This is a genomic window from Rhizobium sp. 768_B6_N1_8 (assembly GCF_051811225.1).
Lineage (GTDB): Bacteria > Pseudomonadota > Alphaproteobacteria > Rhizobiales > Rhizobiaceae > Rhizobium.
In genome coordinates this window covers 3,400,707-3,421,502 of sequence record NZ_JBPWPV010000001.1, presented here as the reverse complement: position 1 = coordinate 3,421,502, position 20,796 = coordinate 3,400,707, and the positions used below count along the sequence as shown (strand labels likewise).

The 20,796-nt window shown below is 61.3% G+C and carries 17 protein-coding genes; 8 read left to right on the top strand and 9 right to left on the bottom strand.

The window, feature by feature from the left end:
* Window positions 1-13 precede the first annotated feature (13 nt).
* From AB8B33_RS17705 to AB8B33_RS17685, 5 genes are read left to right on the top strand one after another with little or no spacing between them, the layout of a single operon-like run.
* Window positions 14-1,600 carry an ABC transporter substrate-binding protein gene (locus AB8B33_RS17705; protein ID WP_439016357.1) on the top strand — a complete coding sequence of 529 codons (1,587 nt, stop codon included), beginning with the start codon at window positions 14-16 and terminating at the stop codon, window positions 1,598-1,600.
* Window positions 1,601-2,683: an ABC transporter permease gene (locus AB8B33_RS17700; RefSeq protein ID WP_113319542.1), complete on the top strand. Its 1,083-nt coding sequence runs from the start codon at window positions 1,601-1,603 to the stop codon at window positions 2,681-2,683. It begins immediately after the preceding gene.
* Entirely contained in the window at window positions 2,680-3,537 is an 858-nt protein-coding gene (locus tag AB8B33_RS17695; protein WP_439016356.1) for an ABC transporter permease, read from the top strand. Before AB8B33_RS17700 ends, AB8B33_RS17695 begins: the two co-directional genes overlap by 4 nt.
* Entirely contained in the window at window positions 3,530-4,354 is an 825-nt protein-coding gene (locus AB8B33_RS17690; RefSeq protein ID WP_439016355.1) for an ATP-binding cassette domain-containing protein, read from the top strand. The genes AB8B33_RS17695 and AB8B33_RS17690 overlap by 8 nt, the downstream gene beginning before the upstream one ends.
* Entirely contained in the window at window positions 4,351-5,079 is a 729-nt protein-coding gene (locus AB8B33_RS17685) for an ABC transporter ATP-binding protein (protein WP_439016354.1), read from the top strand. Before AB8B33_RS17690 ends, AB8B33_RS17685 begins: the two co-directional genes overlap by 4 nt.
* Here the strand turns inward: AB8B33_RS17685 and AB8B33_RS17680 are convergent, their stop codons facing one another.
* From AB8B33_RS17680 to AB8B33_RS17645, 8 genes are all read right to left on the bottom strand, one after another.
* Window positions 5,080-7,182 (bottom strand): beta-galactosidase, encoded by a 2,103-nt coding sequence (locus AB8B33_RS17680; protein ID WP_439016353.1) that lies wholly within the window; start codon window positions 7,180-7,182, stop codon window positions 5,080-5,082.
* A gap of 108 nt (window positions 7,183-7,290) precedes the next feature.
* Window positions 7,291-8,163 carry a 2-hydroxy-3-oxopropionate reductase gene (locus AB8B33_RS17675; RefSeq protein WP_439016352.1) on the bottom strand — a complete coding sequence of 291 codons (873 nt, stop codon included), beginning with the start codon at window positions 8,161-8,163 and terminating at the stop codon, window positions 7,291-7,293.
* Window positions 8,164-8,170: 7 nt separating this feature from the next.
* Window positions 8,171-8,950, bottom strand: coding sequence for a 2-oxo-tetronate isomerase (gene otnI, locus AB8B33_RS17670; protein ID WP_439016351.1), 780 nt, complete (start codon window positions 8,948-8,950; stop codon window positions 8,171-8,173).
* 10 nt (window positions 8,951-8,960) lie between these two features.
* Window positions 8,961-10,670: an ABC transporter ATP-binding protein gene (locus tag AB8B33_RS17665; protein WP_310385932.1), complete on the bottom strand. Its 1,710-nt coding sequence runs from the start codon at window positions 10,668-10,670 to the stop codon at window positions 8,961-8,963.
* A gap of 10 nt (window positions 10,671-10,680) precedes the next feature.
* Window positions 10,681-11,868 (bottom strand): ABC transporter permease, encoded by a 1,188-nt coding sequence (locus tag AB8B33_RS17660; protein WP_439016350.1) that lies wholly within the window; start codon window positions 11,866-11,868, stop codon window positions 10,681-10,683.
* Between the two features lie 10 nt (window positions 11,869-11,878).
* Complete coding sequence (locus AB8B33_RS17655) at window positions 11,879-12,865, bottom strand: ABC transporter permease (protein ID WP_439016349.1); 987 nt, start codon at window positions 12,863-12,865, stop codon at window positions 11,879-11,881.
* A gap of 108 nt (window positions 12,866-12,973) precedes the next feature.
* Entirely contained in the window at window positions 12,974-15,082 is a 2,109-nt protein-coding gene (locus AB8B33_RS17650; RefSeq protein ID WP_439016348.1) for a family 10 glycosylhydrolase, read from the bottom strand.
* 86 nt (window positions 15,083-15,168) lie between these two features.
* A complete protein-coding gene (locus tag AB8B33_RS17645; RefSeq protein WP_439016347.1) occupies window positions 15,169-17,094 on the bottom strand; it encodes an ABC transporter substrate-binding protein in 1,926 nt (641 codons plus the stop codon).
* A gap of 186 nt (window positions 17,095-17,280) precedes the next feature.
* Here AB8B33_RS17645 and AB8B33_RS17640 point away from each other — a divergent pair, with 186 nt between their 5' ends.
* Complete coding sequence (locus AB8B33_RS17640) at window positions 17,281-18,336, top strand: LacI family DNA-binding transcriptional regulator (RefSeq protein ID WP_439016346.1); 1,056 nt, start codon at window positions 17,281-17,283, stop codon at window positions 18,334-18,336.
* A gap of 39 nt (window positions 18,337-18,375) precedes the next feature.
* Here the strand turns inward: AB8B33_RS17640 and AB8B33_RS17635 are convergent, their stop codons facing one another.
* A complete protein-coding gene (locus AB8B33_RS17635) occupies window positions 18,376-19,143 on the bottom strand; it encodes a TIM barrel protein (RefSeq protein WP_439016345.1) in 768 nt (255 codons plus the stop codon).
* A gap of 163 nt (window positions 19,144-19,306) precedes the next feature.
* Between AB8B33_RS17635 and AB8B33_RS17630 the strand changes: the two genes are divergently transcribed.
* Window positions 19,307-20,095, top strand: coding sequence for an SDR family NAD(P)-dependent oxidoreductase (locus tag AB8B33_RS17630; RefSeq protein WP_439016344.1), 789 nt, complete (start codon window positions 19,307-19,309; stop codon window positions 20,093-20,095).
* Window positions 20,096-20,302: 207 nt separating this feature from the next.
* On the top strand, window positions 20,303-20,764 hold the full coding sequence (locus AB8B33_RS17625) for an RrF2 family transcriptional regulator (protein ID WP_113319555.1): 462 nt from the start codon (window positions 20,303-20,305) through the stop codon (window positions 20,762-20,764).
* Window positions 20,765-20,796 lie beyond the last annotated feature (32 nt).

Sequence of the window (20,796 nt, the reverse complement as noted above, 5' to 3'; positions counted from 1 at the left end):
AGGGGAGTTTTCCATGTCCATCATTACCAGCCGCGCCAAGCTGCTCGGCACTGTTTTCAGCCTGGCACTGGCATTCAGCGCGCCGGTTGTTCACGCCGAAACGCCGCCAAACGTGCTCGTCGTGGCCCAGTCCATCGACGATGCCGTCAGCTTCGACCCGGCCGAAGGCTTCGAGCTGACGACCGTCCAGTCCTTCAACAATATCTACCAGCGCCTCGTACAGTCCAACCGCGATGACGGCACGAAGATCGAGGCCGCACTTGCCGCTACCTGGGAAGCCGGCAGCGATGGCAAGAGCCTGACCTTCGCGCTTGATGATGCCAAGTTTGCGTCCGGCAATCCGGTTCGCCCCGAAGACGTGATCTTCTCGCTGACGCGCGCCGTGAAGCTCAACAAGTCGCCGGCCTTCATCCTCAACGAACTCGGCTGGAAGGCCGACAATGTCGATGCCGCGATCACCAAGGTTGACGACAAGCATGTCAAGCTCACCTGGACGGCGGATGTCGGCTCCGGCTTCGCGCTGTCGATCCTCACGGCGCCGATCGCCTCCATCGTCGATGAGCAGACAGTTTCGCCGCAGGCCAAGGACAATGATTTTGGCAATGGCTGGCTGAAGACTAATTCGGCCGGCAGTGGCGCTTACACGATCGCCACCTACACGCCGCATGAGGCGCTGGCGCTGCAGGCCAATGCCAATTCGTCCGATAAGCCGACGCTCGAAAGCGTCATCATCCGCAACGTGCCTGACGTTGGCGCACGTCGCCTGCTCGTCGAGCAGGGCGATGCCGATATCGCCCGCGGCCTGTCTGCCGACCAGATCGAAGCGCTGAAGGACAAGAGCGGCATCAAGGTGCTCTCCGTTCCCTCCGCCCGTCAGGACTATATCCTGCTGAACAGCAAGGCGAACCCGACGCTCGGCAACCCGGCCTTCTGGGAAGCGGCACGTTACCTCGTCGATTATGACGGCATCACCAAGAACCTGCTGCGCGGCCAGAGCAGCGTTCACCAGGCCTTCCTGCCGAACGGCTTCCCCGGCGCGCTCAGTGACACGCCTTTCAAGCTCGATGTCGAGAAGGCAAAGAAGATCCTTGCCGATGGTGGTATCAAGACGCCGTTCAAGATCGAATTCATCGTCTTCAACGACCAGCCGTTCCTGTCGATCGCCCAGTCGCTGCAGTCCAGCTTCGCTCAGGCCGGCATCACGCTCGACATCCAGCCGGGTGTTGCGAGCGACATCTATGCCCGCGGCCGCGCCGGCAAGTTCGAGATGACGCTGCGCTACTGGATCCCGGATTATTTTGACGCCCATTCCAACGCCAGCGCCTTTGCGATCAACAAGGACAATTCGGCCAATACGGTTGCCAAGCAGGCCGGCTGGGTAATCCCGGAACTGACCGACGAGACGCTTGCAGCCGTCAAGGAACAGGATGCCGCCAAGCGCGCTGCGCTCTATCAGGATCTGCAGAAGAAGATCCAGGCAAGCTCGCCCTTCGTTTTCATGCTTCAAGGCAATGACCAGGTCGTGCTAAGCGACAAGGTGAAGAACTATGCCCAGGGCCTGAACGCAGACCAGGTCTATTACGACAAGGTAGCAAAATAAGTGCCGCAAACGGCAACGACAGATAATGCCGACATGACCAACTCCCGCCAGCGCAACAGCTGGCGGGAGTTGTCGTTCGTCTGGTCGCTTTCGAAATGGCTGTGGTCCTTTGCGCTGACGCTCTTCGGGCTGGCGCTGGTGACCTTTGCGATGACGCGGCTCTCGCCGATCGATCCGGCGCTGCAACTCGTCGGCGACCATGCCAGCCAGTCTACCTATGAGCAGGCGCGGTTGGAGCTTGGGCTGGACCAGCCGCTGCCGGTGCAGTTTTTCCGCTATGTCGAGACGGCTTTGTCAGGCAATTTTGGCCAGTCGATCTCGACCGGCCAGCCGGTGGCGAAGGACATTGCCCGGACCTTTCCGGCGACGATCGAGCTTGCGACGGCGGCGATCATTCTTGGTGCCGTCATCGGTCTTGCGCTCGGTATAACCGCCGCCATGCGGCAGGGGACATGGGTGGACGGGCTTGCCCGTTTCGTGTCTCTCTTCGGCTATTCCGTGCCGATCTTCTGGCTTGGCCTGTTGATGCTGCTGCTGTTTTATGCCCGACTGCACTGGGCGCCGGGGCCGGGCAGGGCGGATGTCATCTTTCAATATACGGTCAAATCCGTCACCGGCTTTGCGCTTGTTGATACCTGGATCTCGGGCAAGGCGGGTGCCTTTCGCGACGCGCTGGCGCACCTGGCACTGCCGGCAATCGTGCTGGCCCTCCATGCGCTCGCCGCTATTTCGCGGCTGACGCGGGCCGCGATCCTTACCGAACTCGGGCAGGAATATGTGACGACGGCGCGCGCCAAGGGCGCGAGCCTCGGCCGCATCGTCTTCATCCATATCCTGCCGAATATTTCCGGGACGCTGCTGACAGTGATTGCTCTTTCCTATGCAAGCTTGCTGGAAGGCGCAGTGCTGACCGAGACCGTCTTTGCCTGGCCTGGCATCGGCCGGTATCTGACCACGGCGATGTTTGCCGGTGACATGCCGGCGATCCTCGGTGCGACGCTGGTCGTCGGGGCCTCCTTCGTGCTTCTCAACGCGCTGACCGATCTCGGCGTGGCGCGGCTGGATGCGGGGAGGAAGCGATGAGCGCGATTGTCCAAGAGCCGCTCGGCGGCCCATCCCTCCTACGGCGCATGCTGCGCTCGCCCTCGGCGGCGGTGGGCGGTGCCGTCGTGCTCTTCATTCTGGCACTTGCGCTGCTGGCACCGCTGATTGCGCCCTATGATCCGAACCTGCAGGAAACCGCCAATCGCCTGATGCCGCCTGATGCTGCGCACTGGTTCGGCACCGATGGTTTCGGCCGGGATATTCTGTCGCGCATCATCTATGGCGCGCGGCCGACGCTGCTGCTGGTGCTCGTGGTCGTGCTGTTGATGGCGCCGCTCGGCATTCTCGTCGGCATCCTCTCGGGTTTCTTCGGCGGGATGGCCGAGCGCGTGCTGATGCGGATCACCGATATCGTCATGTCCTTTCCGCGGTTGCTACTGGCCTTCGCCTTTGTCGCGATCATGGGGCCGGGCTTGATCAATGGTGCGCTGGCGCTGGCGCTGACAAGCTGGCCCGCCTATGCGCGGCAGGCCCGCGTCGAGACGGCGGCGCTGCGGCGCAGCGATTATCTGGCAGCGGCCGAAATGGTTGGTATCCACGGCGTAAGGCTACTCTGGGGGCACATCCTGCCGCTGGTGCTACCTTCGGCGATCATTCGTCTGGCGCTTGATCTCTCGGGCATTATCCTTGCTGCCGCAGGCCTCGGCTTCCTCGGTCTCGGGGTGCGTCCGCCGACAGCGGAATGGGGTTCGATGGTATCGGAGGGAACGCAGGTAATCTTCGATCAATGGTGGGTGGCCGCGGTCCCCGGCTTTGCCATCCTGATCACCTCCTTCGCCTTCAACCTGCTGGCCGATGGCCTGCGCGATATCCTGGATCCGCGCCATGACTGAGCCACTGCTTTCAGTCGAGGATCTGTCGATCGCTTTTCCGTCAGAGGCTGGCTCGGTACGTGTCGTCGATGGCATTTCCTTTTCGGTGGGTCGCGAGGTCGTGGCGCTGGTCGGTGAATCCGGCTCCGGCAAGTCGATGACGGGCCGGGCGATCATGGGGCTATTGCCGCGCCGGGCGGAGGTGCGGGCAAAGCATCTCGCCTTCGACGGGCAGGAGCTGACGACGCTGCCCGCCTCCGGCTGGAACAGGCTGCGCGGCAGGGGTCTCGGGCTTATCCTGCAGGATCCGAAATATTCGCTGAATCCGGCCCATAAGGTCGGTCGGCAGGTCGAAGAGGCGCTGCTTCTGCATACGAAGCTATCGGCGGCTCAACGGCGCGAGCGCGCACTCGATATGCTGGACAAGGTCGGTCTTCCCGATCCGCAGCGTGTCTATTCGAGCTATCCGGCTGCTCTTTCCGGCGGCATGGGGCAGCGCGTGATGATCGCGGCCATGCTGATCAACCGACCGAAGCTCTTGATCGCTGACGAGCCGACCTCGGCGCTCGACCGTGGCCTGCAGGACCAGATCCTGACACTATTGCGGTCGCTGACCGAAGAGCTTGGCATGGGGCTGCTGCTTATCAGCCATGACCTGCAGCAGGTCTCGCGTTATGCCGACCGCGTCATGGTCATGCGGCATGGCAAGATCGAGGAACAGATGGCGTCGGCTGATCTTGCCAATGCCAAATCGGATTATACGCGGGCGCTCTGGGCGGCTCGGCCTTCGGCGGCGACTTACGGTACGCGGCTGCCGGTTTACGGAGACGAGGCATGAGCGCGCTCTCCGTTTCCGAGCTTTCCGTGACTTTTCAGAGCGGCGGCAAGGGTTTTACCGCCGTACGTGGTGTCAGCTTCGAGGTTGCGCCGGGCGAGACCTTCGGGCTGATTGGTCCCTCCGGCTGCGGCAAAACGACGGCGCTGCGTGCCGTGGCGGGGCTGAACACTCATTGGCAAGGCTCCATCAGTGTCTTCCATGAGGCCTTGCTGCCGGGACATAAGATCACCGGCGCGCTACGCTCCAACATCCAGATGGTGTTTCAGGATCCCTATTCCTCGCTGCATCCGCGCCACCGCATTTCCCGCATTCTGGGCGAGCCGCTGGCGTTGCGAGGGGCGCGCAATGTCGAGGATGAGGTGCGCATCGCGCTGGATCAAGTCGGCTTGCCGGCCACTGCAGCCGGGCGTTATCCGCACCAGCTCTCCGGCGGGCAGCGGCAGCGTGTGGCGATTGCTCGCGCGCTGCTTTTGAAGCCGAAGCTACTATTGCTCGATGAGCCGACCTCGGCGCTCGATGTTTCGGTGCAGGCCGAAATCCTGAACCTGTTAAACGACCTCAAGGCCTCGCACGGGATGACCTTCGTGCTGGTCAGCCACGATCCCGGCGTCGTCGCGCATATGTGCGATCGGGCCGTGCTGATGCAGGCCGGTCGCATCGAAAGTGAACTCGACCGCGCCGCGCTTTCGCAAGGCGGCTGGGTCGAGCAGCTTGCCGTCCGCTGATTAGGCCAGCGGCAGGATCAGAACATCGCGAGCCGGCACCTCGATACGGCCGGCATCATAGGCATGGTTTACCGGCCAAGCAGGCTTGCCGCCTGACAGTTTTCCGTCTGCGAGGGCCACTGTCGTCGTCTGCGCCATGCGCGTCGGATTGACCAGCCAGAGGAAGCTGCCCTTTTCGCTCTTGTGGATGCGGGCGAAGACCGCATCATTGGAAAGCGTCGCATGTCGCGTCCTGCCGCTCCATTTCACCAGTTCGCCGAAGAAGGCGGCATTGGCCTTGCCATCGGTGCGGTAGAAGGCGGCGGCGGGATTGGTGCCGATCAGCAGGGTGCGGCCCTTGCCGAAGCGGTTTTCGACGACGGCCAGACGTCCGCCGTCGAACGTGCCACGGCCGGTCCCGCCGGTCAGACGGTAGGACTGCAGGAGACCGCCGCCATCGACAGCCAGGTCGTCGAACTTGAAGTGGATGCGGTTGCCGATATCAGGCATGAATTCGACTTCTTCCTCGCGCGCTCCAAAGACCTCGTCGAGGCCCATATTCGGCTGCACCTGACCGACATGGCCGCGGTCGCTGAAATAGCCGGGGCAGGCTTCGGCAATCAGTGTGCCGCCCTTTTCCACCCAGCTCTTCAGGCGCGCTGCCTGCTCGGCAGTGAACATGATCGGGTAGGGGAAGTAGAGGAAGTCGTAGGCGTCGATATCGTCGATATGCACCCAGTCCGGCTGCAGGCCCTGACCGAGGAAGGCGCGATAGGCGCCCCACATGGCTTCCGGATAGGGCTTTTCCTTGCGGTCGTAATTCAGCAGGTAATCCCATTCCTGTGTTTCCGGGACCACGAGAATGCCGACCTCGCCACGAACAGGTTTTGCGTCCCAGAGGGCCTTCTGTGCCGGGTCGTTTGCCCATTTCGCCATGGCGCTCTGGATGTCGGAGCGCGGCGTGCGGCTGCCGTCCATGCCATAGGCGCCGAAGGCGCCGAAGAGCGGGCCGTCGAGCAACGGGCGCCAGCGCAGATTGAGGACGCCACGGGCGCCGCCGGCAAAGGAGGTCATGCTCCAGATGCGGATATCCTCGGGCTCGGCAACACGGCCGTCTTCCTTGTCGCGGCCGATCACCTGCGGCTGCAGCCAGAGCGGACCGCCCTGGCGCTCGGCATGCCAGAAGGGCTTGCCGCGGGCGGCGGCGCGGTTGATATCGACGCCGTACCAGGTCTTCCAGGGTTCGGTGCCCTTGCGGGCCTGGATCCAGGTGAAGCCGTAGATTTCCACCTTGGAGGCGGCGAGCCAGTCGTCGCAGCCATTGGCAGCCATGTTTGGGATCGCGCCGGAAATGCCGTGGGCGGCAATGACGTTTTTCTGATCGACGGCGCGGATCGTATCGATGCGCCACTGCATCTGGCCATAGAAGTTGTCGCGCTTGAACTGCAGCCAGTCGATGCATTCGGGGTAGGGCGCCATATGGACCGGCGGCTCGATATCGTCCCATTCGGCATAGCTGTAGCGATGCCATGCCTTGGCCAGCATTTTCAGGCTGCCGTATTTATTCTCCAGCCATTTACGGAAGGCGGCCTTCGCATAGCTGCTGTAATCGACATCGGCGGAATAGTTGACCTCGTTCCAGACGTCATAGCCGTAGATCGCCGGATGGTCCTTGTAGCGGGTGGCGAGTGCCGTCAGGAACTTGCCGGCGGCTTCCTTCACTTCCGGGCAATTTAACGTCAGCGCTCCGGCGCCGCCGCCATTGTTGGAAAAGCCGCCGGTCGCGGCCGAGACACCCATGTAGGAGCCGAGCTTGGTGCCGTCGGCATTGACCTGCAGCGCATCGGCATATTTTCGGACGGCCCAATCCGGCACGGCATGAATGAGTTCGGCGATGACGGTCTTGATGCCGTTCTTGGCGGCAAGATCGAGCTGGCGGTCATATTCTTCCCAGTCGTAGACGCCTGGGGCGACTTCAATTGCGCTCCACATGAACCAGTGGCGGAAGATGTTCAGGCCATCTTCGCCTGCCGTCGTGTAGTCGCGCTCCCAATCGTCGCGCGGCGGATTGGACTTGCGGAAATAGACGGCGCCGAAAGGGAATTGGATATCGTTTCTGAGCATTGTCCTGTCCTTTTCTATTGATGTCCGGACATGGCTTCGCCGTCCGGAGAAGCGGCTCCGGCAGGGGGCAATCGAAGATGTCGTCCGGGTGTTCTAGGTGGTCCTGATCTAGCGCGGCCCTCCGGCGAGCTCAAGCGTGCGGATAAGGGCGGAATGGTCGCGTTCACCATCGCCATTGGCGATCGCGGCATTCATGAGCTGCTGGGTGGCGGCCGTGTTCGGTAGCGAAAGGTCGAGCGCGCGAGCGGCATCGACGGCGAGCGTCATGTCCTTGCGGTGCAGGCTAATGCGGAAGCCGGGGTCGAACGTCTCCTTGACCATGCGCTCGCCGTGAACTTCGAGAATGCGCGAGGCGGCAAAGCCACCCATCAGGGCAGCGCGCACTTTGGCTGGATCGGCCCCGGCGCGTTTGGCAAAAAGCAGCGCTTCGGAGACGGCTTCGATGGTCAGACCAACGATGATCTGGTTGGCGACCTTGGCCGTCTGGCCATCGCCGACGCCACCGACCAGCGTGATGTTCTTGCCCATCTTTTCCAACAGTGGCCTGGCGCGCTCGAAGGCCTCATCCTTGCCGCCGATCATGATCGTCAGCGAGGCGGCTTTGGCGCCGACTTCACCGCCGGAAACGGGAGCGTCGACATAATCGCAGTCGAGCGCTTCGATGCGCCTCGCGAACTCCTTGGTGGCGACGGGCGAGATCGAGCTCATATCGATGACCAGCTTGCCGGCCGAAAGGCCCGCGGCCACCCCGTTCTCGCCGAAGAGGACTGCTTCGACATCAGGCGTATCCGGCAACATCAGGATGATGATGTCGGAGGCTTCCGCGACGGCCTTGGCGCTGGCAGTTGCCTTGCCGCCCTTGGTGACGAGATGCTGCGAGGCTTCCTTCACGCGGCTCAGATGCAGCGTATGGCCGGCATCGATCAGGTGTTCCGCCATCGGGCGGCCCATGACGCCCAGTCCGATAAAACCGATATTCATATCACGCTCACTTCCGATAGGGTTTCATCCAGGTCAGGCCCTTGCTGGTGCCGGCCTTCGGCTTGTATTCGCAGCCGACCCAGCCGTCGTAGCCGAGGCGGTCGAGTTCGGAGAGGATGAAGCCGTAGTTGATCTCGCCCGTGCCGGGTTCGTTGCGGCCGGGATTGTCCGCGATCTGCACATGGGCAATCCTGTCCTTCAGTCTTGTGAAGGTCGGGATGAGATCGCCCTGCATGATCTGCATGTGGTAGAAATCGTACTGGATGTAGAGATTGTCGGAGCCGACCTTGTCGAGGATGCGCTCGGCATGATCGGTCGTCGAGAGGAAGAAGCCGGGAATATCGCGTAGGTTGATCGGCTCGATCAACAGCTTCACACCCGCATCGGCCGTGCGCCGCGCTGCATATTTCAGGTTCTCCACCAGCACTTTTTCCAGCGTTTCGAGATCGGCCCCCTTTGGCACGAGGCCGGAGATGACGTTGACCTGCGGGCATTCGAGCGCCTTGGCGTAGTCGAGGGCGAGTGAGATGCCGCTGCGGAATTCCTCGACACGATCCGGCAGGCAGGCAATGCCGCGTTCGCCGCCGGCCCAGTCACCCGAGGGAACGTTGAAGAGGGCCTGCTTCAGGCCGTTTGCCTTGAGCGCATCGGCGACCTTTTCCTTCGGCTCGGCATAGGGGCCGAGATATTCGAGCGCGCCGAAACCATCCTTTGCGGCGGCGGCGAAACGATCCAGAAAGGCAAGATCCTGATAGAGGAAGGAAAGATTGGCGGAAAATTTCGGCACTGGAACATCCTCAGGCATTGGCGGGAGCGACGAACCGATGCCGGTGCAGCATGCGCTTGTCGCGTGGGTCGGGATTGGGAACGGCTGAAATGAGGCTCTTCGTATAGGCTTCCTGCGGCGCGGTGCAGATCTGCTCGGCCTCGCCGAGTTCGACGATCTTGCCGCGATGCATGACGGCCACGCGGTCGCAGAAATAGCGTACCACGGAAATATCGTGGGAAATGAAGATGAAGCTGAGGTTCAGCCGCTGGCGGATATCGAGCAGCAGGTCGAGGATCTGGCTGCGGATGGAAACGTCGAGTGCCGAGGTCGCTTCATCGGCGATGATGATGCGGGGATCGAGCGCTAGCGCTCGGGCAATGCCGATGCGCTGGCGCTGGCCGCCCGAAAAGGCGTGGGGATAACGCTCCATGCCCATCGGATCGAGGCCGACGAGGCGCATCAGTTCGGCGACGCGGTCCTCCAGCGCTTTGCCCTTGGCGAGGCCGTTGACGATGAGTGGATCGGCGATGACTTCCTTGACGGTCATGCGCGGATTGAGCGAGGCGAAAGGATCCTGGAAGACGAGGCGGACTTCGCGATGGAAGTTGCGCAGGTCCTTCTTGCCGAGCTTGGTCACGTCGGTCTCACCGCCATCCTTGCCGCGGTATAGGACGGTGCCGGTCGTCGGCTCGACGGTGCGCAGGATCAGGCGGCCGAGTGTCGTCTTGCCGGAACCGCTTTCGCCGACGATGCCGAGGTTTTCGCCGGGATAGAGATCGAAATTGGCGTCATCGACGGCACGCAGCGTATTGGCATTGCCATGCCAGCCGAAGATCTTGCCGAGATTGCGTACCGACAGGATGGGCTGCGGCGCTTCCGCTGAGAGGGCGATGGCCGGCAATCGACCTTCGACGTGATGCGTCAGCTTCACCGTCGAGGCCAGCAGTTGGCGCGTATAGGGATGGGTAGCGGCGTGATAGATGGCGTCGACCGGGCCGCGCTCGACAATATGGCCGAAGCGCATGACGGCGACTTCATCCGCCACTTCGGCCACGATGCCCATATCGTGGGTGATGAGCAGCATCGCCATGCCGCGATCGACCTGTAGGCGTTTAATGAGGTCAAGGATTTCGGCCTGTGTCGTCACGTCGAGAGCGGTGGTCGGCTCGTCGGCGATCAGGATATCGGGATTGCCGGCAAGCGCCATGGCGATCATGGCGCGCTGGCGCATGCCGCCTGAGAATTCGAACGTATAGCGGTCGGCCATCTTGTCGGGATTGGGGATTTCCACCTGCCGCAACAGCTCGACCATGCGCGCACGTGCCGCCTTCTTGTCGAGATTGCTATGCAGGCGGATCGCCTCGATGATCTGCGAGCCGATCGTGTGGACCGGTGAGAGCGAACTCATCGGCTCCTGGAAGATGAGGCCGATGCGTCGGCCACGAATCTCCCGCATGGCGCGGCTGCCAGGGGCAAGGGTGGCGATGTCGGTGATCTCGCTGCCGTTGCGCAGCAGAATGCGGCCGCCGACGATCGTGCCAGGCTTGTCGACAATCTGCAGCAGAGAGCGGGCGGTGACGCTCTTGCCCGAGCCGCTTTCGCCGACGAGGCAAAGCGTCTGGCCGCGCTTGAGCTGGAAGCTGACATCTTCGACAGCATGCAGGATATGCGTGCGCAGGCGGAAATCGATCGAGAGATTTTCTACCGAGAGGACGACATCTTTTGGAAGATCGGTCATGGCTTCCTCCTCAATTGTCATAGGGATCGGCTGCATCGCGCAGGCCGTCGCCGAAGAAGTTGAAGGACAGGACGGCAATGACGACCGCGAGCGATGGCCAGATCAGCAGCCATGGCGCGGTTGCGACCGTGCGAATGTTCTGGGCATCCTGCAGCAGCACCCCCCAGCTGACGACCGGTGGCTTGAGACCGATGCCGAGGAAGGAAAGCGAGGTCTCGGCAACGATCATCGTCGGCACGGCAAGCGTGACGACGGCGAGGATGTGGCTTGTCAGCGAGGGCAGGATATGGCGGAAGATCAACCGCGCCTCGCTCGAACCGTCGAGCTTTGCGGCCGTGACGAAATCTTCGCTGCGCAGCGCCAGGAAGCGCCCCCGCACTTCGCGGGCAAGGCTCGTCCAGCCGAGTAGCGAGACGATGATGGTGATGACGAAATAGACGTTAACCGGTGACCATGTCAGCGGGATTGCCGCCGCAAGGCCGAGCCAGAGCGGAATGGTGGGCATTGCACTGACGACTTCGATGACACGCTGGATCAGCGTATCGACCCAACCGCCGTAGAAGCCAGAGATGGAGCCGAGCACCACGCCTAGTACCAACGACATGGCAACGCCAACGAGGCCGATCGACATGGAAATGCGGGTGCCGTAGATCAGCCGGGTGAGAACGTCGCGGCCGAGGCGGTCGGCGCCGAGCAGGTACATGGGATCATTGGGGTTGATCGGACCGATGAAATGCGTGGTCATCGGGATCAGACCCCAGAGCTTGTAGGCCGGACCTCTGACGAAGAAGCCGATCGGAACGACCTTGGTGTCGTCGACAACGAAAGTGCGTCGCAACGCCACCTTGTCGATCTCAACCCTGTAGCCCTTCACATGGAAATTGAATTCCGAGCTACCATCAGGCCTGGTGACGAAGAAGCTGAGGCCCTGTGGCGGTGCGTAGGTATATTGCGGCTTCGAGGTTGCGGGCAGGGAAGGGGCCAGAAATTCGGCGAGGAGGCCGATGAGATAGAGAAGAAGGATGATCACGCCGGCGACCATCGCCACCTTCTGGCGGATCAGCTTGCCGGCAATCAGCCGCCAAGGGCCGACGGCAGCCGTAGAGACCGCCTTGCCCTGTTTCAGCGGGCTGATCGAAGGGCCGTCGGTGGCGACATGCAAGGGGCCGGTGTGGGTTCCGAATGTTTCGTGTGTCATCGGCGCCTCCTCAATTGAACCGGATGCGCGGATCGAGCAGCGCAAGCAGCAGGTCCGACAGGAGCATGCCGACGAGGGTGAGTGCCGAGAGCAGCAGGATGAAGCTGCCGGCGAGATACATGTCCTGCGAGACCAGCGCGCGGAAGAGCAGCGGACCTGCGGTCGGCAGGTTCAGCACGATCGCGGTGATCGTCACGCCAGAGACGAGATGTGGCAATACCCAGCCGATCGCCGAGACGAAGGGGTTGAGCGCGATACGGACCGGATATTTGAGAATGACCTTGTATTCCGGCAGGCCCTTGGCGCGGGCGGTGATGACATAGGGCTTGTGCAGCTCGTCCGTCAGGTTGGCGCGCAGGACGCGGATGAGGGCGGCCGTGCCCGAGGCGCCGATGATGATGATGGGTATCCAGAGATGGGCAAGGAAATCGCCGACCTTGGCGAGGCTCCAGGGCGCTTCGGCATATTCGGGCGAGTTGAGGCCGCCGACGCTTTGGCCGAGATAACGATAGGCGACGTACATCAGCGTCAGCGCCAGGATGAAGTTCGGCACGGCAAGACCGATGAAGCCGAAGAAGGTGAAGACGTGATCGCTGATCGAATGGCGGCGCACGGCGGAATAGATGCCGATCGGCAGGGCGACGATCCAGACGAAGAGGAGGCTGAGCAGCGAGATGACCAGCGTCGAGCCCATGCGCGCCCAGATGAGACCGGAGACGGGCTGGTTCCATTCGAAGGACCAGCCGAAATCGCCACGGCTGACAATGCCCCACATCCATTTGAGATACTGGATGTAGAAGGGGTCGTCGAAGCCGTAGATCTCTTTCAGCCGCTCGATCTGCGCAGGATCGACGGCCTGGCCGCTGTCGCTCATCGTCGCGATCATCGAGGTCAGGTAGTCACCCGGCGGCAGCTGGATGATCAGGAACGAGATCAGCGACATGCCGAACAGTGTCGGGATCATGTAGAGCACGCGCTTGAAGATGTAACCAAGCATCGGAATGTTTCTCCTCCCGTTGAGAGCGCCCAGTCGGGGCGCTTCCTTCGGATCTCCATCCGCCTTCGGCCCCTCCAGGCCGAAAGCGCTCCTCCTTGTCTCAACACCTCATTTCCAGGTGAGGTGCAGCACCTCCAGCCGTTCGATGCCTGGCACCTCCACCTGTGCGCGGCCACCCTTAACGCTGAAGTTTGCGGCGCGGTCGGTAACGATGAGCCATGCCTTCGCCACCGATTTGCCAGGGGGAATTTCCACTGAAACCGTCTGCGTCGCCAGAGGGTAATTTTCGCGTATCGGCCCCTTCATCATCATCGGGTTGGTGAGGTTGAAGAGGCTGAGCGCGACGCCTTCGGCATTCTCGCGCAACGCCATGTCGATGACGCCGGGGCCATCCACGGTAACGCGCGGGGTTTTGCCGAGTGCCCAGCGCACCGCATTGCCGATCAGCCTTCCATGGTCGACGGCGAAGACTTCCCAGAAAATTTCACCTATATTCCAGGGGATATAGACCGAGCGGCCGCCCTTGCCGGTTTCGCGGGCGATGACGCCGGCGCCTTCCGGGGCCTTGCGCGGATAGACCTCTTCCATCGGCAGATCCGGGAAATCGGGCACGTAGAGGAAGGGCGTTGTCGCATTGCCGGTGGGGTCGGCATGGATGAGGCGCGTACCGCCCATGATGCGCTCGGCACCGTCATAGCCCTGATTGACCGGATGATCGCCGGAAAGCGACACATAGGTGTTCTTGACGATGCCGCGCGGGCCGGAGACGAATTTGGCGCCGAACACATCGGAAAGGCCGAATTCGCTGCGCTTCTTGCCGAACTCATCGCGAAGCGAGGTTTCGTAGGATGCGATGACGCTGCCGCCGCGCTCCACATAGGCGCGGATCGCTTCGTTCTGCGCATCCGAGAGGCAGGAGGCGTTGGCGAGGATGATCAGCTTGAAGCGGTCAAGGTTCTCCTTCATCAGAACCTGATCCGAGAGAAGCTCGAAGGGCAGCCGGGCCTCGACGAGGGCGTGATAGAAGCCGAGATCGTGTTTCTCGGCGCTGTGGCGCTCTTCCGGCGCCCAATGGCGGAGCGTCGTCGAAGGGTCGATGACGGCGATTTCGGCCGTCGGATACATGCTTTCAAGGACTGGCTCGACAGCTGCCTGCAGGGCGAAAGCATCGGCGACCGGTTCCACCCAGCGCTTGTCGGGCACGACGCCGTTGAACTTGGTGAACCAGGCATAGAGGCCGTGGGCGGTGCCGTCATTGATCCAGAGCTGCATTTCCTCGCCCGAGGTGACAGCATCTTTCCAGCGATATTCTTCTTCCGGGCCAATCGAGGTGATGAGGACGACCGGGCGGTCCGGGAAGGTGGCGCGGATGCGCTTGCCGTTGCGGCCGGCCGACCAGCCGAGTTCAAGTCCCTTGCGGCCCTGATGATCGACGACAAGGAAGGGGCAATGTTTGGCGATGACCGAGAGGTCGAATTCCATCAGCGAGGCGCCACCCATGTTGGGGATGAAGCTCGCATGCGGGCGGATCGCTTTGACCGCATCGTCCCACTGGGCGATCATGTCGGTCAGCACGCGGCGGCGCCATTGCAACCAGCTCTGCCAGGCCGGATCATCGGCATCCGCCTTCTTCGGCAGAGCATGGCCGAACATGTCTTTGAAGCGGCGGGCGCTGTCTTCGCTGTAATCGACGCCGTGGCCCTGCCAGCGATTGGCGAAGACGGCGTCGATATCGTATTTGCGGACGATCTCCTTCACCACATCGGGCATGAAGACGGTGTTATAATCACCATAGGCATTGGTGACCCAGACATCGGGATAGGCCCAGTGGCGGCGCGGTGTGCCGTCGGCATTGATCATCACCCATTCGGGATGCGCTTTTGCCGCATCGTCATGGATTGCGTGCGGGTCGACGCGGGCCATGACATGCATGTCGAGCTTGCGGGCGGCATCAACGAGCGCGCCGAAAATATCCTTGTCGCCCAGATACTTGCTGACATAGTGATAGGGTACTTCACTTGGATAGTAGGCGATGTAGCCGCCGGCGCTAAGGCATACGGCGTTGGATTTCGTGCGCTTGAAAACATCGACCCAGAAGGCCGGATCGTATTTTTCCGGGTCGTCTTCCACGAAGGTTAGCTGCGTCCAGCGCGTTGCGGTTTTGAACCAGTCCGGCGTGCGCAGCGTGTCGGTATTCTGTCTTCTGGCGTCGAGCATCGTCTCATCCAATCATTGGCAAAAGAAGGCCATGGCGCCGACCGGTAGAGCCGGCGCCCGGAATGCATCATTGCTGTCGCAGGCCATCAGACCTTGTAGAACTGCTCCGGCATGGTGGGAGCGGGCGTCGGCCAGCCGAAGGAGTTCGGCATGGTTTTGGTAATGTTCTTCATGCTGTTCTTGACGATGCCGTAGCCATCCGGCGGCTGGGATATGCCGAAGACATAGAAGTTGTCGGCGGCACCCTGCAGGATCTGCTTCATGATCTCCTGCTGTCCGGCGGCATCTGAGGTCGATTTCAGCTTGTCGTAGAGCTCAAGCTGCTTTTTGGTTTCTTCCGGTGGCTCCTCGGCACTGGCGTTGTTGCGGTCGAGATACCAGAGCTGCCAGGCCGGGGCATACATTGCATTCGAATCCGTCGGTACGTAGTAGCGCGGGTCGAGCATGGCGGCGACACCACCATTCGCACCGAACTGGTGAGCCGTCGCGTCGAAATCACGGCCCTGACGGACACGGGTTTCCCAGAGCGAACGGTCCATGGTGCGCATCTGTGCATCGATGCCGACCGCCTGGAACATGGGGATGACGAGCTGGAAGAGATCGAGGAAGACGGCGCGTGCCTGGTCGATCTCGAAGATCACCGTCAGGCGACGGCCTTTCTCGTCCAAACGGAAGTTCTGGTCGTCACGCTTCGGGATGAGCGTGTCGAGCAGGGCATTCGCCTTGTCGACATCGTAGCTCGTGAACTGCGTGGCAAGCTGCTCATTGTAGAGCGGGTCGCCCTGCTTGATCGAAGGCTGGGCAGGTGCGCCCTGGCCGACGAGCACGGCGTCGATCAGCGACTGGCGATCGAGCGCCATGGAGAGTGCCGCGCGAAAATCCTTGTTGCGGAAGAGCTTTCGCTTGGTCTCGTCATTGTGGTTCAGGTTGAAGATGAAGTTCATCACATTGGCTTCGGTGGAAGTCAGCGTGTAGAAATCATACTTGCCCTGCTCGCGCGCATCGTAGAGCACGGACTTGTTGTTCGGTGTGGCGATATACTGGTCCATCAGGTCGATTTCGCCCTGCATGACCTTGAGCAGCAGCACCTGCGGATCGGCGACCATCTGGTAGACGATGCGGTCCATATAGGGGAGCTGGTTACCCTCCGTATCCACCTTCCAGTAGAAGGGGTTGCGTTCGGCAATAGCGCGTTCGGTATTCTCGCCGGGTGCAGTCGTAAACATCCAGGCATGCAGGCAGGGCTTCTTCGAGGAGTTCAGGAAGAAGGCATTGTCGTCCTGGAAGCCGGAGGCGGACTGAAAGGCGGCGATCCAGCTTTCGAAGCCGCGCTGTTTGGCAAGCTCGTCAGCCTTCGGGTTATAATCGATATGGAACTGCTCGAGATAATGTTTGGGGCAGCGCGTCGTGTGGTCACTATTGGCCCAGGCGACCTGCAACGGGAACATACCGTTAGGTTTCGCGAAGATAACTTTAAACGTCTGTTCGTCGACAATTTCGAGCTTCGCCGGCTTACCAGCAGTTTTCCAGTGGCCTTGTCCGTTAACGGCGACGCGCTTGTCGGTCAGGATCGTGTCGTACCAGAATTTTACGTCCGCTGTGGTATAGGGATGGCCGTCCGACCACTTCATGCCCTTGCGCAGGCGGATGGTGTATTCCGTTGAATCCGCATTGCCGTCGAAGGCCTCGGCGACATTCAGCGTCACGCCGGACCAGTCGGGTGTGTAGCGCAGCAGCGGCTCATAGGCTTGATAGCGGAACAGCATCGACAGCGAGCCGCCGCCGACGAGCGCCATATTCCAGTCGCCGCCATATTTGCCGACGCTTTCGACCGGTTTGATGACGAGCGGATTTTCCGGCAGCCGGTCCTTGAGGGCCGGCAACGCGCCGCTTGAAACTTTGTCTTTCAGAATGTCCGCTTCCTTGAAGTCGGCGGCGAATGCCGGCAGAGCCGGCAAGATCAGAACGGCCGAAGTCCCGGCCAGAAACGCACGACGTTTCAGCTTGATCATAGGGTTCTCCTCCAAAAATCCTCAGCGCTTATCGTTATTTTTTGCTTTTAGGCTGGGATAACGAGAAGAATACATTTGGATATTGTTAGGTAAAGCGTTATGTTCTGTTAGTGCAAGAATTTGCAATTCCGGTAGGTAACGTGTAGCGAAGCGCTCCGAATGCCGGATGGAACATCGAGGTGGAAAGTGGGAAGCAGGGGGCGAGTTACTTTACAGACGATCGCGCGGGAGGTCGGCCTCTCGAAATATGCGGTGTCGCGCTCGCTAGCCGGCAAGAGCGGTGTCAGTGAGGAGACGCGTGCGCTGATCCGCGCGGCGGCCGAACGGCTGGGCTACACGCGCCCTGCCGGCCAATCGCAGACCAATGATATCGCCGTCGTTTTCCACGATCTCGATGCCGTCAACAGCGAACTCTACATGCAGATCCAGAATGGCGTGCAGCGTGAGGCGCATAGGCTCGGCATGGCGCTACGCATCCGCTGGACCCACAGTGCCGGTCAGCTGGAAGAGCTGGGGCGGTCCTGCGCCGGTCTACTACTCGTCGGTCCGCATGATCGGGAGGCGATCGCTGCGGCAACGGCGACCGGTGTGCCGATCGTACGTTTCGGCTGGGTCGATCCGCTGGAGCAAGCCGATCAGGTGACCGGCACCGACCATGAGGCGGGGCAGGCGGTACTGCAATATCTGATCGAACTCGGCCATCGGTCGATCGCTTATGTCAACGGCACGCCCGGTTTCCGGGGCCGGCGCGAGCGCTTCTACGGTGCGCGGGAGATTGCCGAACGCTGCGAGGATGTCTTGCTGCATGTGTTAAGCTTCGACGAACAGATCGGCTTCGGCGAGGTTTTCAAGGACCTCAAGGCAAAGGGTATCCACCCGACGGCTTTCTTCTGTGCCCATGACGGACTGGCGCTGACCGTGGTTTCCGAATTGCTGGGCCAGGGCTATCGCATTCCCGATGATGTCTCGGTCGTCGGCTTCGGCGATTTCTCGCCGGCCACGCAGATTTCGCCGTCATTGACGACGGTGAAAATGGAAGGGCAGGAGGGCGGGGCCGTCGGTCTGCGGCTGCTCCTGGAGCGGATAGAAAATCCGCGCCTACCCGGCATGCCTGCCCGCCGCGTCATGATCGCTTCACGCATCGTCGAGCGCCGTTCGGCTGGTCCGTGCAAGGTGGCGGCAGTTGCCGATCCGGAAATGCCGAAATCGGAAGCCGATCAGCACAGTGCGCTTGTGAAGTGATCGGGCTGACGCTGCTGGATGACGGCAGAATGCTGAACGTCAGCCCAAGGTCGCAATTGCCGCCTTCACCGCATCCGCTCCCGGAGCCGTTGGCTTGTATTCCATGCCGATAGCCCCGGTGTAGCCGTTGGAGAAGATCCAGTTCAGGCGGTGAGCGAGATCGATCGTGCCGGTGCCGGGTTCGTTGCGACCGGGGTGGTCAGCGACATGAACGTGGAAAACGCGGTCGATGCGGCCGGCCAGAACATCTTCCGTGCGCTCGTCCATGACGGCGGAATGATAGATGTCGTAGACGATGCCGATTTCCGGACGGGCGACGTCATCGACGATATCCAGCCCCTCGCGGGTGGAATCGAGGAAATAGCCGACGTGGTCGATGCGGATATTGAGCGGTTCGACACCGAGGCGCACGCCGCTATCATCAAGGATGTCGGCGCCGGCCCGTAGCGTGTCGGTGAGCGCCTTGCGCTGTTCGTCTCGAGTGAAGCCCTCGAGATCGTCGCCGGCCTGCGCGATCAGGACAGGCACGCTGAGGCGTTTTGCGACGACAACGGATTCGGCAAGGCCCTTCAGCCAGGTTTCGCGATTGGCGGTATCGGTCAGCGCGATCATCGGCTCGGCGACGAAGCTCGTCACCTTGAGGCCGGTTTCCTTCAATGCGGCTTCGATCGCGTCGAGGTCCTTGTCCGTCCAGCGCCAAAACTCGATGGCCTTGAGGCCGGCGGCATGGGCACGGCGGATGCGATCGGTGAAATGATCGCCTTCCTCGGCAAACAGCCATTCAATGCAAGCTGAGTAAAGACGCATGAAAATTCCTCCACTATGCCCGCAGGCATGCGATAGAACGCGACCTGCGGCAAGAGGGATCAGTTAGCGGCACCAATGATTTTCCGCCATGGCTTGACGGGCAGAGCCAATGCCGGAAGAGTTGGCGGAGCAGCCGGACCGCCGGCCGGATTGGGAGGATTTCATGGATCTTGGATTGAAGGGAAAGACCGCCGTCATCACTGGTGGTTCGGTCGGTATCGGGCTGGCGATCGCCGAAGGGCTGGCGGCCGAGGGTGCCAACCTCATTTTGTCTGCGCGTGGACGCGAGCGGCTGGATGCTGAAGCTGTGCGCATCGCCGAAAAATATGGTGTCAGTGCCATTGCGGTCGAAAGCGATGTGGCGACTGTCGAGGGCACGGAGGCGATCATCGCGGCGGCAGCCGAGCGTGGTGGAGCGGATATTCTCATCAACAATGCCGGCACCGGCTCCAACGAGACGGTCATGGAGGCGCCCGACGAGAAGTGGCAGGCGTATTTTGATCTGCATGTGATGGCCGCCGTGCGCCTTGCCCGCGGAATTGCGCCGCAAATGAAGAAGCGCGGCGGCGGAGTGATCCTTCACAATGCCTCGATCTGTGCCGTGCAGCCGCTGTGGTACGAGCCGATCTACAATGTCACCAAGGCGGCGCTCATGATGTTTTCCAAGACGCTCTCCACAGAGCTCGTCAAGGACAAGATTCGCGTCAACTGCATCAACGCCGGCCTCATCCTGACGCCGGACTGGATCAAGACCGCCAAGCAGCTGACAGCGGAGACCGGTGGTGACTGGGAGCGCTACCTGCAGAGCGTGGCGGATGAGCATGCCTCGTCCAAGCGTTTCGGCACGCCGGAGGAGCTCGCGAACTTCTTCGTCTTCCTCTGCTCCGACCGAGCGAGCTACAGTATTGGCTCTACCTATTTCGTCGACGGCGGCATGCTGAAAACGGTCTAGACGAGACTTCCGGTCTCGCATCGGTTGGCGGTGCGAGACAACCTTCTGGAGACCTGCAAGGTTCAGGAAACTCTGAATAGCGGTTTTACGGCAACATATTGCTGATGTAGCCTATAAAAACTGGTTATTTTGTTGTCTCTTCATCGTTTTGACTCTATTTGCCTGCTATTACAGAAGCATAATGCCGCAAAGTGCAGGGCGACCCAGATGTTGACGAAAAAAGGAAAATACGGATTGAAGGCGCTGGTCGATCTGGCGCGGCTGGCGCCGGGCGAGACCGCCTTCATCAACGACATCGCGTCGCGCAACAATATTCCGAAGAAGTTTCTCGATACGATCCTGCTCGAACTGCGTAATGTCGGCATCCTGCGGTCGAAGAAGGGGCCGGGCGGCGGGTATTCGCTGTCGCGGCCTGCGTCGGAGATCCGCATTGGTCATGTCATCCGTACGCTGGATGGGCCGCTTGCGCCGATCCGCTGCGCCAGCCGCACGGCTTACGAGGCCTGCGATGACTGCGCAGATCCCGAGACCTGTCAGGTGCGGCGCTCGATGACCGAAGTCCGGGACGCGATCGCTGCCATTCTCGACAACATGACGCTCGAACAGTTCGTTGTCGGCGGCGGCATCGAAACGGTCGAGGAAAAGGTCCCGGTTTCCGCCGCGAGCTGATCCGCGCTCCCTTTATTTTCACGCAATTCCGT